We start from the raw sequence: 17,699 nt of genomic DNA, 5'->3' as shown, positions 1-17,699 counted from the left end.
TAATAATAGAATATAAATGATAAAATTAATAAATACAATAACAATCCTTCCTTATTTATTACTGACATACTAGTAGATTTTGTATACAAACTAAGCCGTTTATGAATCGATCTATATCTGCTTTATTAGTATACATGGCAAAAGATGCTCTACACATGCCAGATACTTTAAAATGATTCATTAATGGAATAGCGCAATGATGTCCTGTTCTAATGGCAATACCATATTGATTTAACAATGTACCTATATCGTAAGAATTATTTGATTTAACATTAAAAGCCATGATGCTTGATTTATTATTTTTATTATATAAAATTACATGTAAATTTTTTTTTAATAAAGTTTTTATTGCATAAGACATTAATTGATTTTCGTGTTTAAAAATATTTTCTATACCTATAGAATTAATGTATTTAATGGCACTACCTAAAGCTACAATTCCACTAACATTAGAAGAACCTGATTCAAATTTCCAAGGAGAATCAATAAACGTAGGATTTTGGGTTAAACTAACACTTTTAACTATTCCTCCTCCTACAATCCATGGATTCATTTTTTTTAATAATTTTTCTTTTCCGTACATTACTCCAATGCCAGATGGAGCATATACTTTGTGTCCAGAAAATACGTAAAAATCACAATTTAATTTTTGAACATCTACTACTTGATGGGCAATTCCTTGAGCTCCATCTATTAATATTATTGCATTACTTTTTTCACGAGCAATATTAATTATTTCAGTTAATGGATTAATTATTCCTAAAACGTTAGACATATGTGATATCGATAACAATCGAGTACGGTTATTTATTAATTTTGATAATTTAGATAAATCTAGAGATCCATCACATAATAATGGTATGTAATTTAATGTAATCTTCTTTTTTTTTGATAAAACTTGCCAAGGTAAAATATTAGAATGATGTTCCATTTCGCTTATTATAATATTATCTCCATAATTTATAAAATTATCTCCCCAGCTATTAGCAATTAAATTAATAGCATCAGTTGTACCTTTTACAAAAACTATTTCTTCTGATTTAGATGCATTAATAAAACTTGCTATATATGCTCGAGTTTTCTCCATATTATCAGTTGATAAAATACTTAAATCGTGTACACTTCTATGAGCAGAAGAGCATTCATGTTTATAATAATGAGCTTGTGTATTAATAACAATATTAGGTTTTTGGGTAGTAGCAGCGTTATCTAAATAAGTTAATGGGTGTTGATTAATTAGACTATTTAATATAGGAAAATTTGATCTTATTTTTTCTATGGGGTAATCGATAGTCATATTAAATTCCTGATAAAACATGATGAATTTTGTTTATTATTATATCTCTTAATAATGAATTTTTAATTTCTTTTGTAACGTTTATAGTAAATGAATAAATTAACATATTAATTGCATCTTTTTTTGGAATACCGCGTGTATTTAGATAAAAAATATGAGCTATATCAACATAACCTATAGTTGCGCCATGACCGCATTGAACAGAATCAGAATAAATTTCAAGTTTCGGTGTACTATATATCGATGCAGATTTATCTAATAGTAAATTATTATTAGTCATTTTGCTATCAGTTTTTATAGAATTTTTATTAACTTTAATTAAACCATGAAATATTCCGGTACTATTTTTACCTGATATTATTTTATGTAATTGTTTACTTGTTGCATAATTTAAATTGTTGTGTTCTAAATATGTTTGTATATTGCCAATTTTTTTATTTAATAAAATGGTTAAACTATTTAAAGATAAAGATGATTGTGTATGATTTATTTTAGAATTTATTTGATGAGATAAAAATTTAGGACTTATAATAATAAAAGTTTTACTATTTGCATGAGAAAATTTATTGAGATTAATGTCCTGATTCGATATATGGTAGCTAGAGTTATTTTCAAATATTAATTTAGTATGATCAAATTGAGATTGTTTTCCTATAGAGAAATAGGTTCGAGTTCCACAAAAATAACTGTATTCATTTCCATTAATAAAGTGTTCTATGACAGATGTGTTGGTATTTTGCTCTGTTTCTAAATAATGATAAGAATTTGATAAAACTAATTGATTAGGAATTTTAGATCCTAAGTTAATGTACAATAAGTACAGTGGTTTTTTTGTTGTTGTTGATTTAGGTAATTTTATATGTATAATAACGTCACTTAAACATTCAGTTAAATATGAGAACATTGTTGGGTAAATAGGAGGATTAGATATATTATATTTATTAGAATTTTGATAAATGCTTAATATCCATGGATCAATTTTTTTGTCACTTAATTTAAAAGAAAATTGTCCATTAATAAATACTAATTGATAGCAATCTATAGGTAATTTAATAGAGTTATATATGGGAATATCTATCTGAGGATTTGTATTAAATATAAAATCATATTGCAATAGCTCGTCAAAAAAATTATAATTCTTAAGATTATACAGGTCATCTATTGATTTGTATTTTTCTACGCACTTCCAATATTTATTATCTAAATCAGAAAGACAGTTATTACGTTGTTGTTTAAATAATTGACGCCATTGATATAGTACTTGTGTTTTACTATCATTAACATACCCAACCATAACCTTTTTCCTCAAGTTGTTTAACTAATGTAAAGTCTCCAGATTTCACAATATGACCTTTATGTAAAATATGTACATAATCAGGTTTGATATATTCTAAAATTCTTTCATAATGCGTAATAATAATAAATGCTCGTGTTTTATTACGTAATAAATTAAGTCCATTATAAACAATTTTTATAGCATCAATATCTAATCCAGAGTCAGTTTCATCTAAAATACATAATGTGGGTTCTAACATCATCATTTGTAATATATCATTTCTTTTTTTTTCTCCCCCTGAAAATCCAACATTTACTGATCTAGATAATAAATCTTCGGGCATTTTTAATAATTTCATTTTTTCTTTAACAGAATTAAGAAATTGAAAACGTTCTATAGTAGGTTGTTTTCTATATTTTCGTAATGCATTAACAGCACTATATAAAAATAATTGATTACTGATTCCTGGAATTTCTACTGGATATTGAAAAGCTACAAAAATCCCTTCTCCAGCCCGTTCTTCTGGTTTTAATAAAAGTAAGTTTTTTTCTTTAAATAGTATTTTTCCTTCAGTAACGATATAATTTGGTTGACCAGATATAACAGATGATAATGTACTTTTTCCTGATCCATTGGGTCCCATAATTACATGTATTTCTCCAAAATTGATTTCTAGATTTAGTTTATTTAAAATACATGTTTTTTTAATATTGACATTTAAGTTTTGTATTGATAATAGCACTTCTTTATTCCTTGTATATTTATTGAATTTTATTTTATAAAGGTATGTGTTATTTTTGATTTAAAATCTATTTTATCCTACACTATGTTCTAAAGTTATTTCTAATAGCTTTCGTGCTTCTACAGAAAATTCTAAAGGTAATTCGGAAAGTATATCTTTACAAAATCCGTTAACAATCATGGAAATAGCATCATCTTCAGCAATTCCACGTTGTCTGCAATAAAATAATTGATTATCACTAATTTTTGAAGTTGTTGCTTCATGTTCCAATTGAGCAGTGTTATTATGTGATTCAATACTCGGAAAAGTGTGAGATCCACATTTATTTCCAATGAGCATGGAATCACATTGAGTAAAGTTTCTTGAATTAAAAGCTGTTGGTAAGATTTTAACTAATCCTCGGTAAGTATTTTGGCTATTACCTATAGAAATTCCTTTTGAAATTATGGTAGAACGAGTATTTTTTCCTAAGTGAATCATTTTTGTTCCAGTATCAGCTTGTTGAAAACCATTAGTTACAGCAACTGAAAAAAATTCTCCAACGGAATTGTTTCCTTTAAGAATAATACTTGGATATTTCCATGTTATTGCAGATCCTGATTCAGATTGAGTCCAAGACATTTTAGAATTTTCTTCAGCACATAATGCTCGTTTGGTAACGAAATTTAAAATACCGTTTTTGGTGTTTTGTGAATTTCCAGAAAACCAATTTTGTACTGTTGAATACTTTACTTGAGCATTTTTTAAAACAATTACTTCTACAACAGCGGCATGAAGTTGATAATTATTGTGAGCTGGAGCTGAACATCCTTCAATATAACTGACATAGCTTCCTGTATCTGCAATTAGGATTGTTCGTTCAAATTGTCCGGTAATTTTAGAATTGATTCGAAAATATGTAGATAACTCCATAGGACACTGTACATTTTTGGGGATATATACAAAAGTTCCATCAGACATAACTGCTGCATTTAATGCAGCAAAAAAATTATCTTTAAAAGACACTACTGATCCTAAATATTTTTGTACTAAATCTGGGTAGTCATGAATGGCAGCATTCAAAGAACAAAAAATTATTCCTTTTTTTAAAAGAGTATCTCGAAATGTTGTGGATACAGAAACAGAATCAAAAATTGCATCAATCGCAACTTTTCCTTCATCATTAATTGGTATTCCCAATTTATTAAATGTTTGTTCTACTTCTTTATTTAAATATTTAGATTTTTTGTTCTTTGAATGATTTTTTTGTTTAAATTGATCGTTTGTTGTGCAAATAGGAGCAGAATAATAACTGTAAGAATTGTAATCTAAATTATCGTAATGTCCTTTTAACCAATGTGGTTCTTTCATATTTTTCCATGCATGAAATCCTGATAATCTAAACTTTAACATCCATTCTGGTTCTAATCTTTTTTTGGAGATAGCTCGAATTATATTTTCATTAATCCCCGTATCAAATTCTTCGCTTTTTAATTTTGTAAAAAATCCTTCTTTATATATATTATTTTCACGTTTTAATTTTTGATTGATATTCTGTATATTAGAAGAACATTTATTTGACATAATTATTATACCTATTTATATACTAAAACTTTCTCCACATCCGCAATAAAATTGAACTTTAGGATTATTAAATTTGAACGAATAATTTAATCCATCTTTAATATAATCTAATTCTGTTCCATCAATAATAGGCATGATGTTTATTGGAATAAATATTTTAGCTCCATTACGTTCATAAATTATAGTATCTTTTTCTGGAGAAAATACTTTGTTTAATTGGTAAGTTAATCCAGCACATCCTGATTTTTTAATGCTTATTTTTAACCCTAAAACATTTGATTCTTTATTTATTAATTTTAGAATTTGTTTTATTGCAGAATCTGTTAATTTAATTCCTTTCCAGCAAATAGATGTGTTAGATTTAGAAAATTTATTATATACCATAGTGTCTGTCATTATACCCACCTATTTTAATTAATTAAATTTAATTCATGTAAAAAATTATAGTTAATATTTATGTATAAAGATATTTTTATTAATTAAATTATATAATATTTTTTTAAATTTTATGAATGTTACAAAAATAAATAATTTTATATGTATTGTGAACAATTATATTATACAATTAAACAACAAAAATTAATCATACTTGAAATATATTATATATATTTTTACAAAATTCTAAATTATATATTTTTAATTAATATATTAATTATTGTATTATTATCCAATAATAGTGGCTAAGATATCATGTCATATTTATTTTTATTATTTGATATTTTAGTGATGTTAATATCTTGTATTAATTAAATAATACTATTTATTAACCAACATTTCACTTCTTCTAATTCTTTTAATTGAGTCCAATTTTTTATCCATTCTGTGCAACAATTTTTTATATTTACAATGTTGTAAGGTATTCCTATTAATTTTTTTGCTAATTCTTCTAGTGGATCTGGATCTAAACTATCAGTAAAAATATGAGTTCGCTTAATTATTCCATTTTCAATATCAAAATGTAATTCTACTCCACCCCAGACAAATCTATTATCCAATTGATGAGTAAATAATGGGGTATTACCAAAATTCCAATCCCAACTACGTTGTTTATTTAATTGCTTAGAAAAATCTATTATATGATTAAAATCATTTATAGAGATTATTTCTGGTTGTAGTGCAGTCGTTTTATAGTATTTAAAAAAAGATTTTTGTATGGTGTGACAAACCTCTTCATGGTTAATATTTAGCCTTAATTCGTTTAGGTTGATTATTCTTGATTTTATAGAAGAAATACCTTTACTTTTTAATTTTTTAGAATCTGGATTTAAATAATAAGTTAATTTATTAAGATTTACATTTAAAAGTAAAGTACCATGATGTAATTGACGATCAATGGTTTTACGATATGCAGATCCACTAATTTTGTGTTGTCCTTTTTTTGTATTTACAGTAATATCATTTCTTCCGGAAATCATAGCTTTAATTCCTAAATTATTTAATCCGTCTAAAATAATATCAAAGGATATGTTCGTATTGTAATTAGGTTGAGTAGACATAAAAGTAAAACAAGTATTACCTAAATCATGAAATACAGCTCCTCCACCGCTATATCTTCGAGCTAATTTAATTCCATCTCGAGTCATGCGTCGGGTATTACATTCTTTCCATGCATTTTGAGCTCTGCCGATAACTACTGCATTTTGATTTCTCCAAAAAAATAATATAGATTGATTTTGATCCATATTTTGAAATATATATTCTTCTAAAGATAGGTTGAACCATGGATTATAAGAGTTAGAAATTAACAATCGTAAAGATGGCATAATTGTTCCTATGTTTATTGATATATTATTTTTTAAATAATATATAAAGTATTTTTCTTGATATAAGTAAAGTTTAAATTATTATATTGCATAATGAATGAAATTTTAAGTAATTATATTTAATATTATGTAGTTTTTTGAAATTTTATCTATCAAAAAGTAAAAATATGGTATTATCAAATAATATTATAAATTAATCAGTAAAGTATTTTAAAAATAAATTTTTATCTTAAAATAATGTGAAAATGTTTTTTTAATGTCATAATGCATGTATTCAATATTTCTTTAATTTCATGTTCTTGTAATGTGTGTGTGTTACTTTGTAAGGTTAATTTAATAGTAAAGCTTTTAAATCCTGGAGGAATATTTTTTCCTGTATATAAATCAATTAATTTTATAAAAATTAATTGATTTATATTTAATTTTTTTAATTCATCAATGATAGCTGATGCAGTAATATGTATGGGCAAAATTATAGAAATATCTCGATAATTTTTAGGAAATTTAGAAATGGTAGTAATTTTAATTAATTTGGGAGTAGAAATTGCATGCCAAAATAATTCAAACATTAATATATTTAGGCGTAAACCTAATTGCATGCGTATTAAAGGATGAATCATGCCTATATATCCAATAAATGTATTATTACAATATATTTCAGCTCTTTGTCCAGGATGTAATGCAGGATGTGTACAATTTTTAAATATAATTTTATTATGTTTATGAATAATATTTAATACGGATTCTATATCTCCTTTAATATTATAAAAATCGATTAAAGATGTTTTAGAGATATCCCAGTGTTCGTTATTCTTATATTCAGCTCTTACTCCAGATAACATGAATTGATGAGAAACCTGATTATTATTGTTTTTCTTTGGTATAAAACATATACCGCTTTCAAATAATTGAATATTTTTTTGTTGTCTATTTTGATTGTATAAAATAGTTTTAATAAGTCCAGTCCATAAAGATAACCTCATAACAGACATTTCTTGATTGAGAGGATTGATTAATGTTAACGGAGTAGTGTATTGAGAATGTATTAATTTTTGAATTTTAGGATCTACGAAGCTATACGTAATTATTTCTTGATATCCTCGATCTATTAATACAATTTTAGATTTGGATAATGAAATCATTTTGTTTGTAAGTTGAGTATTTAAAGGTTTTGAAATTAATGTTGTTTTAATTTCAGCCTGTGGAATTTTATTATATCCATATATACGTATAATTTCTGATATTAAATTTTCTTCTATATTTATATCAAAACGCCAAGTTGGAATTGATACAATCCATAAATTATTTTTTATGTTTATTGTAAATCCAAGATTTTTTAAAATATTTAAGATTTCTTGAGTTTTTATATGGAATCCAAGTAGAGATCTTAATTTATCAAGATGTAATTGAATTGTTTTGATTTTAGGTAAAAAATTTTTATTAATAATTTTTATAGTTGGTCCTGCATATCCATTACAGTTTTTTATTAATAATTTTGTAAAATAGTTTAATACTAATTCAGATATATTTAAATCTACTCCTCGTTCATATTGAGTAGTATAAAAATGATGGGAATTATATAGTTTAGATTGTTTTGCAATTATTAGTGGATCAAAAAAAGAAATTTGTATAAATATATCTTGAGTTTTTAAAGAAATATTTGACTCATTTTTTATTTCAAGGCCGGCAATAGCTAATGGTTTGTTATCATCAGAAATAATTAATGTATTTGGAAATAGTTGTAAATTAGTATTATTTTCAGATAATGCTAATTTTTCACCTGGTTTAGATAATCTCACAAAAATTTTATTTTTATTAATCTTTTTATAGTCATAAATATGTATTGGATAACCTAATTCGAGTGCAACATAATTTGTAATATCTGCAACTATATTTGTTAAATTTATTCCACAACGACGTAATTTCTCTTGTATTTTTAAAGGGGTAGGAGTGTGTATATTAATATTTTTTATGATTTTTCCTAAAAATTTTGGACAATATCTGGGTTCTTTAATAAAAATAGGAATAGAATCTTTAATGGTGGAAGTAATTGCATTTATTGTAATTTTTTTTAATTTTAATTTGTTTATAGCAGCTATTTCTCTAGAAAGACCTATTATGTTTAAACAATCTCCTCGATTAGGAGTGATATCAATATCAATTATTTTGTCATTTAAATTTAAATAATTATAGAAATTATATCCTATAGGTGCGTTATCAGGTAATATAATAATATCTTTTTTATTATTATGTAATCCTAGTATTGAGAAAGTACATAAAATACCTTCTGATTTTTCATCTTTTATAATAATTGGACCCACTGTTTGTCCATCAGGTAATATTGCTCCTATATTTGCTATAACTATTTTTTTTATTTTTTGGTAGTTAATATTATGATAAGAAATAATATTAATTAATCTTTTACTTCCGTTATTAACTGTAATAATCCATACTTCTTTAAGTTGAGGATGTGTTTTAAAACTTATAATTTCTGCAATAACTACTCCATAAAATTTCTTTAAAATAATAGATTTAGATTCTTTTACATTAAATCCAGACATGGTTAATTGATTTATTAATTCATTATGAGTAACGGGTGGATTTATCCATTCTCGTAACCATAGCTCACTATACTTCATAATACAAAATTACCTTATTAATACGCACAAATCGTATTGAAACATTAAAATTGATTAAGAAACTGTAGGTCATTTTCAAAAAGAATTCGAATATCAGTAATATGATATAATAGCATTGCTAATCGCTCTATTCCTATTCCAAAAGCAAGTCCAGAAAATTTTTTTGAATTAATACCTACATTATGTAATACTTTTGGGTGTATCATGCCACAACCTAATAATTCTATCCACTTAGCTTCAGATTGTTTTGTTTGTATATTTTCTAGCATGTCTATTTCTGCAGATGGTTCAGTAAAAGGAAAATAGGAAGGTCTAAAACGTAAAGTGATATTTTTTTCAAAAAAATTATGTAAAAAATCGTATAATATTTTTTTTAAATGCATTAAATTTAAATTAGAGTCAACTATGAAACCTTCTATTTGATGAAACATAGGAGTATGTTTTTTATCGTAATCTTTTCTATATACTTTTCCAATAGAAATAATACGTGTTGGAGGAGTTACATGAATCATAGAACGTATTTGAATTCCGGAAGTATGCGTTCTAAGTAATTGTTTTTTGTTAAACCAAAAGGTATCACTTTGATTTCTAGATGGATGATTATCAGGAATATTTAAGGCATCAAAATTAAAATAATTATTTTCAATTTCTGGCCCATATACTTCTGTAAATCCTAAATGATTGAAATATGTTTGTATACGTTCTATAACGTTAGTTATAGGATGAAACGCACCTATTTCTGATTGAAATCCAGGTAAAGTAACATCTAATGTTTTTGTATTTAAAGATCTTTTTATAATTTCTGATTCTATTTTTTTTTTCTGTTGTATAAATAAATTATATATATCTTTTTTAGTTTGGTTTATAGATGCTCCTAAGATTGGCTTCATAGTGTATTTTGTAGAATTCAGTAATTTAAGTTGCTGATTTATATGTCCATTTTTTCCTAAAAAGGAAATACGTACTGATTCTAAATCATTCATATTATTAGATTTCATTAATTCTTTTTTTGCTTGTTTTATTAAATTTTCTAATATATTTTTCATTGTTTTGAAAAAGTGCACTCTAATATTTATAGAGTTTAAATTATAATTATTGATGTTAATTATAATATTATAATTTTATGTAATTTTAGTAGAATTTTTTATATTATTTAAGTAAAGTGTAGAATTATTTATAATATTAGAAAAACCTATTTTATCTGATTGAGCTAGTTTGGCTAGTATTTTTCTATTAATATTAATAGAGGATTTATGTAAATTATTCATTAAAATATTATAAGTTATACCATATTGACGAGATGCTGCGTTAATTTTATTAATCCATAATCTTCTAAATAGACGTTTTTTTTGACGACGATCCCGATAAGCGTATTGTCCAGATTTTACAACTGATTGATAAGCTACACGATACGCACGAGATCGAGCACCGTAATATCCAGAAGATTTCTTTAAAATTTTTTTATGTCGATTATGAGCTGTAACGCTATTCTTTACACGCGTCATCATATGTTGACTTCCTTACTTAATATAATAATCTATTATGTTGATTGTATATGTTTTATTAAAGTATATAATGATTTCTTATGTATAAGGTAATATTTTTGTAATTTTTTTCATATATATTGAAGATAGTATAGATTTATGTCGTAAATGGCGTTTGTATTTCGTAGATTTTTTTGTTAAAATGTGCCTAGAGTAGGCATGTTTGTATTTATATTTGCCTGAAGATGTTTTCCTGAATCTTTTGCTAGCGCTTTTTAACGTTTTAATTTTAGGCATATATTCCTTTAATAAATTAAAAATTAATTCATTATTTATTTTCTTATGGATTTAAAAATTTTTTACTTTTGGTTGTCATCATTGTTGATATCTTTAGAACAATTAGATTTATTGATAGTTTTTTTAGGAACTAAAATCATAGTCATTTGTCGTCCTTCAATTTTATTTGGAAAAGATTCAATTGTTATTAATTCATTTAATTCATTTCGTATCCTGTGCAATATCTTCACTCCAAGATGATGGTGAATTAGTTCGCTACCTCGAAAACGTAAAGTAATTTTAATTTTACATCCTTCATTTAAAAATTTAATTATGTTACGTAATTTTGTTTGATAATCTCCTTCTTCAGTAGTTGGTCTAAATTTTATTTCTTTAATATGAATTATTTTTTGTTTTTTCTTCTGCTCTTTTGTAGATTTACTTTTTTCATATAAAAATTTTCCGTAATCCATAATTTTACATACTGGAGGATCAGAATTTGGGCTGATTTCTACTAAATCTAAACCGATTTCTTCAGCTAGTTTGATTGCTTCGTTAAAATCAACAATTCCAATTTGTTTTCCATCTACTCCAGTTAATCGGGTTTTTATTAAAGTAATTTCTTTGTTAATACGATGTAATCGAAATGATGGCATCTTTTTACCAATTTTAATAATCTTTATTCCTCCAATTGATTAAAGTTATAAGTATTAATTTCTTGCTTTATTTTTTTTATAAACATATCTATTTTGTAGTGTTTAATTGTTTTACCTCGGAAGGTACGTATAGATATTGTACCTTGATTTACTTCAGAATTACCACATATTATCATATAAGGTATTCTATGAATGGTATGTAATCGTATTTTAAATCCTATTTTTTCATTTCTTAAATCTATTTTTACCCTAAAATTTTCTAATTTTAGTTGATTTGCTATATTAGTTACATATACAGATTGTTCAGAAGTAACATTCATTAAAACGACTTGTGTAGGAGCTAACCATGTTGGTAAAAAACCTAAGTATTCCTCAGTAATTAGACCAATAAACCTTTCTATAGAACCTAAAATAGCCCTATGAATCATCACAGGAACTTGATATTTGTTATTGTTATCTATATATCGAGCTTTTAGTAACCTAGGTAGAGAAAAATCTAATTGTATTGTACCGCATTGCCAAGCTCTCTTAAAAGAATCAAGTAAAATAAATTCTATTTTCGGGCCGTAAAAAGCTCCATCTTGAGGTTGATATGTAAATTCTATATTATTTTTTTGCAGAACATTAGATAAATATTGTTCTGTAATATCCCATATTGAATCCTCTCCAATTCTTTTTTTTGGACGAGTAGATAATTTAACTATAATTTTTTTAAAACCAAATTCATTATAAACATCGTACATCATTTTTATACAATGTGTTAATTCGCTTGATATTTGCGTATCAGAACAAAAAATATGCGCATCATCTTGTGTGAATTCTCGTATTCTCATAAGTCCATGTAATGATCCAGAGGGTTCGTTTCTATGACAATGTCCAAATTCTGCCATACGTAATGGTAAATCTTTGTATGATTTCATGCCATGATTAAAAATTTGAATATGTCCAGGGCAATTCATAGGCTTAATACAATACATGCGATTCTCTGAAGAAGTAGTAAATATATGTTGATAATAATTATCCCAGTGTCCTGTGTTTTTCCATAGTTTTTGGTCAATCATGATTGGACTTTTAACTTCTTGGTATTGATATTGTTGAAGTTTTTTTCTGATAAAATTTTTTAATTCTTGAAAAATAATCCATCCATTTTTATGCCAAAATATCATTCCTGGAGCATTATCTTGCGTATGAAATAAATCCAATTGATTTGAGAAATTACGATGGTCTTTTTTTTGATGTTGCTGAGATAAATTATTCATAATAACGATTTATATTAATTCTTACTTAATTTTTTAATTTTTATTAGTTAGGTTATCGTATATGTATTATAGTATTTCATTAATACTTATTGTAACCTATCAAATTCATAAATCCTATATAATTCGAAACATTGATAAAAATTAGTATTAAAATATTAGTCAATTATTTTACCAATCATATATTTAAATATTACGGCTTTCTTTTTTGTTTAGATATAAAATTTAATTTCTTTTACTATAAATCAAATTAGATTTTCATGCAGCTTTATTATTATAAAAAACTAATGTTTTTAATTTATTATATACTGTACATGTAAAAATGGATAATTTTTTATAATTGTCTTCAATAATATCATACTTAACATTTATTATTATAGTTTTTAAAACAAAATTTAAAAATGATTAATGTTTGTATATAATATATAAGATATATAAGTAATAAATATATTAAAAATTTGATATATATAACATATTAAACTTATGGATATAAATTATCGGTTGTTTTTTTATTATATTTAGTTATAACATTTAAGAAAATTATTATTAAGTATAATAGACATGAATTCAGTTCTAAATAGAATTAAATTTAAGTTTTAGACAAAAAATGTGTTTAATTGTATTAAATGATTTTTTAACAAATAGAATTAGAGTTGTTATTTTTATTTAAAAAGATTTAATTAATGTATCAATAGCTTTGATTTGTTTTAAAAAGTATTCTAATTTTATTAAAGGCAATGCAGAATATCCATCACACTTAGCTATTCTGGGATCAGGATGAGCTTCTAAAAATATTCCAGCTATTCCTACAGCTGTACTTGCTCTAGCTAGATCGAATATTTGATTTCCTTTTCCTCCGGAAATAGAACTTGAAGGAGTACGAGTTTGTAGAGAATGTGTAACATCTACAATAATTGGACATCCTCCTGAAATATTGCGCATTAAATTTAGCCCTAATATATCTACTATTAAATCAGTATATCCAAAACAAGTGCCTCGTTCACATAATATTATATTATGATTTTTAAAAAAACGAAATTTATCAATAATAAATTGAGTTTGAATTGGATGCATATATTGAGGTTTTTTTATATTTACCACTAATCCAGTTTGTGCTATTGTTTTAATTAAATCTGTTTGTCGTGCTAAAAAAGCTGGTAATTGTATTACATCAACTACTTCTGATATAGCTTTGACCTGATTAATTTCATGAACATCTGTCATGAGTTTTATATTGAATGTTTTTTTTAATTTTTGAAATAAGTGTAATCCTTTTTCTAATCCTGGTCCCCGATAAGAATGAATAGAAGTTCTGTTTGATTTATCAAAAGATGCTTTAAATATGTAGGGGATATTTAATTTATTAGTGACAGAAACATAATGATCACAAACTTTCATGATAGTATCATAATCTTCAAAAACGTTCATCCCACCAAATAACACAAATGGTAAGTTATTTGAAATCTGTATATTTCCTATATTAATGATTATATTATTCATATTATAAATAATTTTTAATAATATTAATTGTTCTTAAATAAATTATCTTATTTTTCATACGAAGTAGTGTTTATAGAATTACATTAATTAAATTATTTTAATAATTATTATTGACTATTAGGTATATATAAAACAATTTTTTTAAAAAATTGTTTTATATATTTTTGTTTACTATTATTAATAATATATGTATTAAAATTAATATATAGGCTTCCATTGGCCATAAGTTACTCGTTCATAGTTACGATAATCACATTGAGTACAAATGTTACTAAATTGATATTTTTTTAATAAATTTCTTACTTGTTTTCCTTGATTCCATCCATGTTCTAAAAATATCCATCCATGTGGTAATAAATAATATTTAGAATATTGACAAATTAATTTTAAATTTGCTAACCCTGATTGTGTTGATATTAATGCATTTTTAGGTTCAAAATATATATCTTTAGATAACCAACGTAAATCTTTTTTACTGATATAAGGAGGATTACTAACGATAAGGTTAAACTTATTTGTTTTTTTTAAATATTTAAACCAATTTCCATATATAAATTTTACATGTTTAAGATTAAGTAATAATTTATTTTGATGGGCTAAACTTAGTGATCGTTTTTGTTGATCTAATCCTATAATTTCCCAATTTGGCCGTTCTGATGCAAGAGCTAAAGCTATCGTACCTACTCCAGTTCCTAGATCTAAAACTTTTAATTTATTAGTATTAGAATTTAAATTTAGTACTTGTTCTACTAAACATTCAGTATCTGGTCTAGGAATAAAAACTCCTGGTAATATTTTAAAATTTAAAGACCAAAATTCTTTTGATCCAATGATGTATGCAATAGGTTCTCCTTGTACTCTTCTATTAATTAGAAATTCTAATTTTTTTATTTGGTTATGATCCAGATAGGTTTTTCCAGATGTTAACAATTGAACTTTAGATTTTTTAATTACTTTTTTTAAAATAATTTCTGCGTCTACTTTTGGGCTGAGTGAATTATTTAATTTTAAACTTGCTAAATTTAGCCATCGATCCCAAGTTATCATTATAATGTTACCAATTGATTAATTAATTCGGAATGATGTTGTTGTATAATAGATTTTATTAAAATATCTAATGCACCATCCATAATATCATTCAATTTATATGATGTAAAATTAATACGATGATCTGTAATGCGACCTTGTTGAAAATTATATGTGCGTATTCGATCAGAACGATCTCCAGTGCCTATTAAGTTGCGTCTAATGTTTGATTCTTCTATCTTTCTACGTTTAATATTCATCGTATATAATTTAGAACGTAACACTGACAATGCTTTAGCTTTGTTTTTATGTTGAGATCGTTCATCTTGACATTCTACAGATAATCCGCTGGGTATATGAGTAATACGAATTGCTGAATCAGTTGTATTGACATGTTGACCTCCAGCTCCAGATGCACGAAAAGTATCAATTCTTAAATCATTTGGATTAACTTCAGGTAATTTAATATCAGGTATTTTAGGAATGACAGCTACTGTACAAGTAGAAGTATGAATACGTCCTTGCGATTCAGTATATGGGACTCTTTGCACTCGATGTCCTCCAGATTCAAATTTTAATTGACTATACGCTTTATTATTAGCAATTTGCGCAATGATTTCTTTGTAACCTCCGTGCTCTCCATATGTAGAATGGATGATTTCTATAGACCATCGTTGTGTTTCTGCGTAACGCGTGTACATTCGAAATAATTCTCCTGTGAATATAGCAGCTTCTTTTCCACCTGTGCCAGCTCGTAATTCAATAAAGCAACCATATTTATCATTAGGATCTGTTGGTAATAATAGTATTTCTATTTTTTTTTCAAGGTCATTTTGAATTATTTTTAATTTTTGTAATTCATCTAAAACGAGATCACGTATATCTACATCAGAAATCATTTCTTGTGTATGAAGAATAGTTTGCCGTAATTTTAACCATTCTTCAAAGTGAGTGACTATATTTAAAAGATAAACATGCTCTTGAGACACAGATCGTAAATACTTTTTATTTTGAATATTATTAGAGCGTTTAAATGATTGTTTTAGTTTATAGAAACGTTTTTGTAAAATAGTTAATTTATTTATTATAACAGTATGTAACATATATGTTTATATGTATTTTGAAAGTTTTTTATATATTATATAAGCCTTATAATATATTTAAAATATTCGATATTGTCTATACTATTTAAAATAGTATCAATTATTATTAGTAATGAATATATATTTAATCAATGGTTAAATATTTTTAGTACTGATATATTCATTGTTTAATAAAATATAATTATTATTTTGCATAAAAGTTACTTTATATCGTGATATGATGTAAATATAAAATTAATATTAAAATAATTATGATTATGATTTTTTATTTTGTTGTTTAGTTAATGATATTTTTAATTTGCAGTAAATAACTAACTTTGTGTTTAATCATTAACTATTAGTTAATAAAATCTAATTATGTTTCTTAATTTATATAAAAATGTAGATATTAATGTTTTATTTTATTCAAATTTTTTACATAGTAAATAAAGAGTCATTGTATAGTGTCTATTAATAGAACTATTATGTGATCGTAATAAATATTTATGGCATTAAAGTGATTAATTAATGCACTACAGTGTATATTATCGATTATTAAATATTATTTTTTTTACATGTACTGCGTGTGTGTATAATTATTTTTTTGATAAAGAAAAATCAATAAATTCTTGGAATACTCATCAACGATTGGTTTCTAAAATATTACATTATCAAATTCAAGGTAATATTATTTATACAATTCATTCGGAACAAAAAATGTATTTAAATTTTTTGTGGACTCAAATCGATAATAATAATTGCTACATTAAATTATCTAATATTTTTGGTTTAACTGTTATTTCTATTTCTTTAAAGAATGGAATAATACATGTTAAACCAAACTTCATGTTTCAACATGAAAAATTAAAAGAACAAATACAAAAATGGTTAATAAACACTAATTTATTTTCAAAACAATTACAACAATGGATTATAGGTTTACCTGGATATCATACAACATATCATTTAAACATTATGGGTATTTTATCTGATGTACATTATAATTATAATAATGAAGACATATTTATTTTTTATCAATTTTATTATACTGATAGAATGCCAAGATTACCTAAAATCTTAGAAATACATTATAAAGAATATTTTGTTAAATTATGTATAAATAATTGGAGTATTTAGAA

General features: G+C 24.7%; 15 protein-coding genes and 1 pseudogene. 1 reads left to right on the top strand and 15 read right to left on the bottom strand.

Annotation, left to right across the window (positions count from 1 at the left end; genetic code table 11):
* Positions 1-58: 58 nt before the first annotated feature.
* The 15 genes and pseudogenes from Bpudo544_RS01830 to prfA all read right to left on the bottom strand — a co-directional run bounded on the left by Bpudo544_RS01830 (position 59) and on the right by prfA (position 16,581).
* Positions 59-1,318: a SufS family cysteine desulfurase gene (locus Bpudo544_RS01830; RefSeq protein WP_500825039.1), complete on the bottom strand. Its 1,260-nt coding sequence runs from the start codon at positions 1,316-1,318 to the stop codon at positions 59-61.
* Positions 1,299-2,591, bottom strand: coding sequence for a SufD family Fe-S cluster assembly protein (locus Bpudo544_RS01825; protein ID WP_500825037.1), 1,293 nt, complete (start codon positions 2,589-2,591; stop codon positions 1,299-1,301). The genes Bpudo544_RS01830 and Bpudo544_RS01825 overlap by 20 nt, the downstream gene beginning before the upstream one ends.
* Complete coding sequence (sufC, locus tag Bpudo544_RS01820; RefSeq protein ID WP_500825036.1) at positions 2,575-3,315, bottom strand: Fe-S cluster assembly ATPase SufC; 741 nt, start codon at positions 3,313-3,315, stop codon at positions 2,575-2,577. Before sufC ends, Bpudo544_RS01825 begins: the two co-directional genes overlap by 17 nt.
* Before the next feature lie 72 nt (positions 3,316-3,387).
* Positions 3,388-4,878, bottom strand: coding sequence for a Fe-S cluster assembly protein SufB (gene sufB / locus Bpudo544_RS01815; RefSeq protein WP_500825034.1), 1,491 nt, complete (start codon positions 4,876-4,878; stop codon positions 3,388-3,390).
* 15 nt (positions 4,879-4,893) lie between these two features.
* Complete coding sequence (locus Bpudo544_RS01810; RefSeq protein WP_500825033.1) at positions 4,894-5,274, bottom strand: iron-sulfur cluster assembly accessory protein; 381 nt, start codon at positions 5,272-5,274, stop codon at positions 4,894-4,896.
* Between the two features lie 350 nt (positions 5,275-5,624).
* Positions 5,625-6,641 carry a lipoate--protein ligase gene (lplA, locus tag Bpudo544_RS01805; protein WP_500825031.1) on the bottom strand — a complete coding sequence of 339 codons (1,017 nt, stop codon included), beginning with the start codon at positions 6,639-6,641 and terminating at the stop codon, positions 5,625-5,627.
* A 224-nt stretch (positions 6,642-6,865) separates the two neighbouring features.
* Entirely contained in the window at positions 6,866-9,280 is a 2,415-nt protein-coding gene (gene pheT, locus Bpudo544_RS01800) for a phenylalanine--tRNA ligase subunit beta (protein ID WP_500825029.1), read from the bottom strand.
* Between the two features lie 44 nt (positions 9,281-9,324).
* Entirely contained in the window at positions 9,325-10,326 is a 1,002-nt protein-coding gene (gene pheS, locus Bpudo544_RS01795; protein WP_500825028.1) for a phenylalanine--tRNA ligase subunit alpha, read from the bottom strand.
* 75 nt (positions 10,327-10,401) lie between these two features.
* A complete protein-coding gene (gene rplT, locus Bpudo544_RS01790) occupies positions 10,402-10,785 on the bottom strand; it encodes a 50S ribosomal protein L20 (RefSeq protein ID WP_500825636.1) in 384 nt (127 codons plus the stop codon).
* A 78-nt stretch (positions 10,786-10,863) separates the two neighbouring features.
* Positions 10,864-11,061: a 50S ribosomal protein L35 gene (rpmI, locus tag Bpudo544_RS01785; RefSeq protein WP_500825026.1), complete on the bottom strand. Its 198-nt coding sequence runs from the start codon at positions 11,059-11,061 to the stop codon at positions 10,864-10,866.
* Between the two features lie 62 nt (positions 11,062-11,123).
* Complete coding sequence (infC, locus tag Bpudo544_RS01780; RefSeq protein ID WP_500825634.1) at positions 11,124-11,714, bottom strand: translation initiation factor IF-3; 591 nt, start codon at positions 11,712-11,714, stop codon at positions 11,124-11,126.
* Between the two features lie 5 nt (positions 11,715-11,719).
* Positions 11,720-12,940: pseudogene (thrS, locus tag Bpudo544_RS01775) on the bottom strand (threonine--tRNA ligase); the annotation flags it as partial.
* Positions 12,941-13,618: 678 nt separating this feature from the next.
* Positions 13,619-14,452 (bottom strand): 3-deoxy-8-phosphooctulonate synthase, encoded by an 834-nt coding sequence (gene kdsA / locus Bpudo544_RS01770; RefSeq protein ID WP_500825025.1) that lies wholly within the window; start codon positions 14,450-14,452, stop codon positions 13,619-13,621.
* A gap of 198 nt (positions 14,453-14,650) precedes the next feature.
* Positions 14,651-15,499, bottom strand: coding sequence for a peptide chain release factor N(5)-glutamine methyltransferase (prmC, locus tag Bpudo544_RS01765; RefSeq protein WP_500825023.1), 849 nt, complete (start codon positions 15,497-15,499; stop codon positions 14,651-14,653).
* Positions 15,499-16,581 (bottom strand): peptide chain release factor 1, encoded by a 1,083-nt coding sequence (gene prfA, locus Bpudo544_RS01760; RefSeq protein WP_500825021.1) that lies wholly within the window; start codon positions 16,579-16,581, stop codon positions 15,499-15,501. The genes prmC and prfA overlap by 1 nt, the downstream gene beginning before the upstream one ends.
* Positions 16,582-17,088: 507 nt before the next feature.
* Between prfA and lolB the strand changes: the two genes are divergently transcribed.
* A complete protein-coding gene (lolB, locus tag Bpudo544_RS01755) occupies positions 17,089-17,697 on the top strand; it encodes a lipoprotein insertase outer membrane protein LolB (RefSeq protein ID WP_500825020.1) in 609 nt (202 codons plus the stop codon).
* Positions 17,698-17,699: the final 2 nt, after the last annotated feature.

It is taken from the genome of Blochmannia endosymbiont of Camponotus pudorosus (assembly GCF_059934925.1).
The sequence above is the reverse complement of the archived record's forward strand: the minus strand, read 5'-3'. Positions and strand labels throughout refer to the sequence as shown.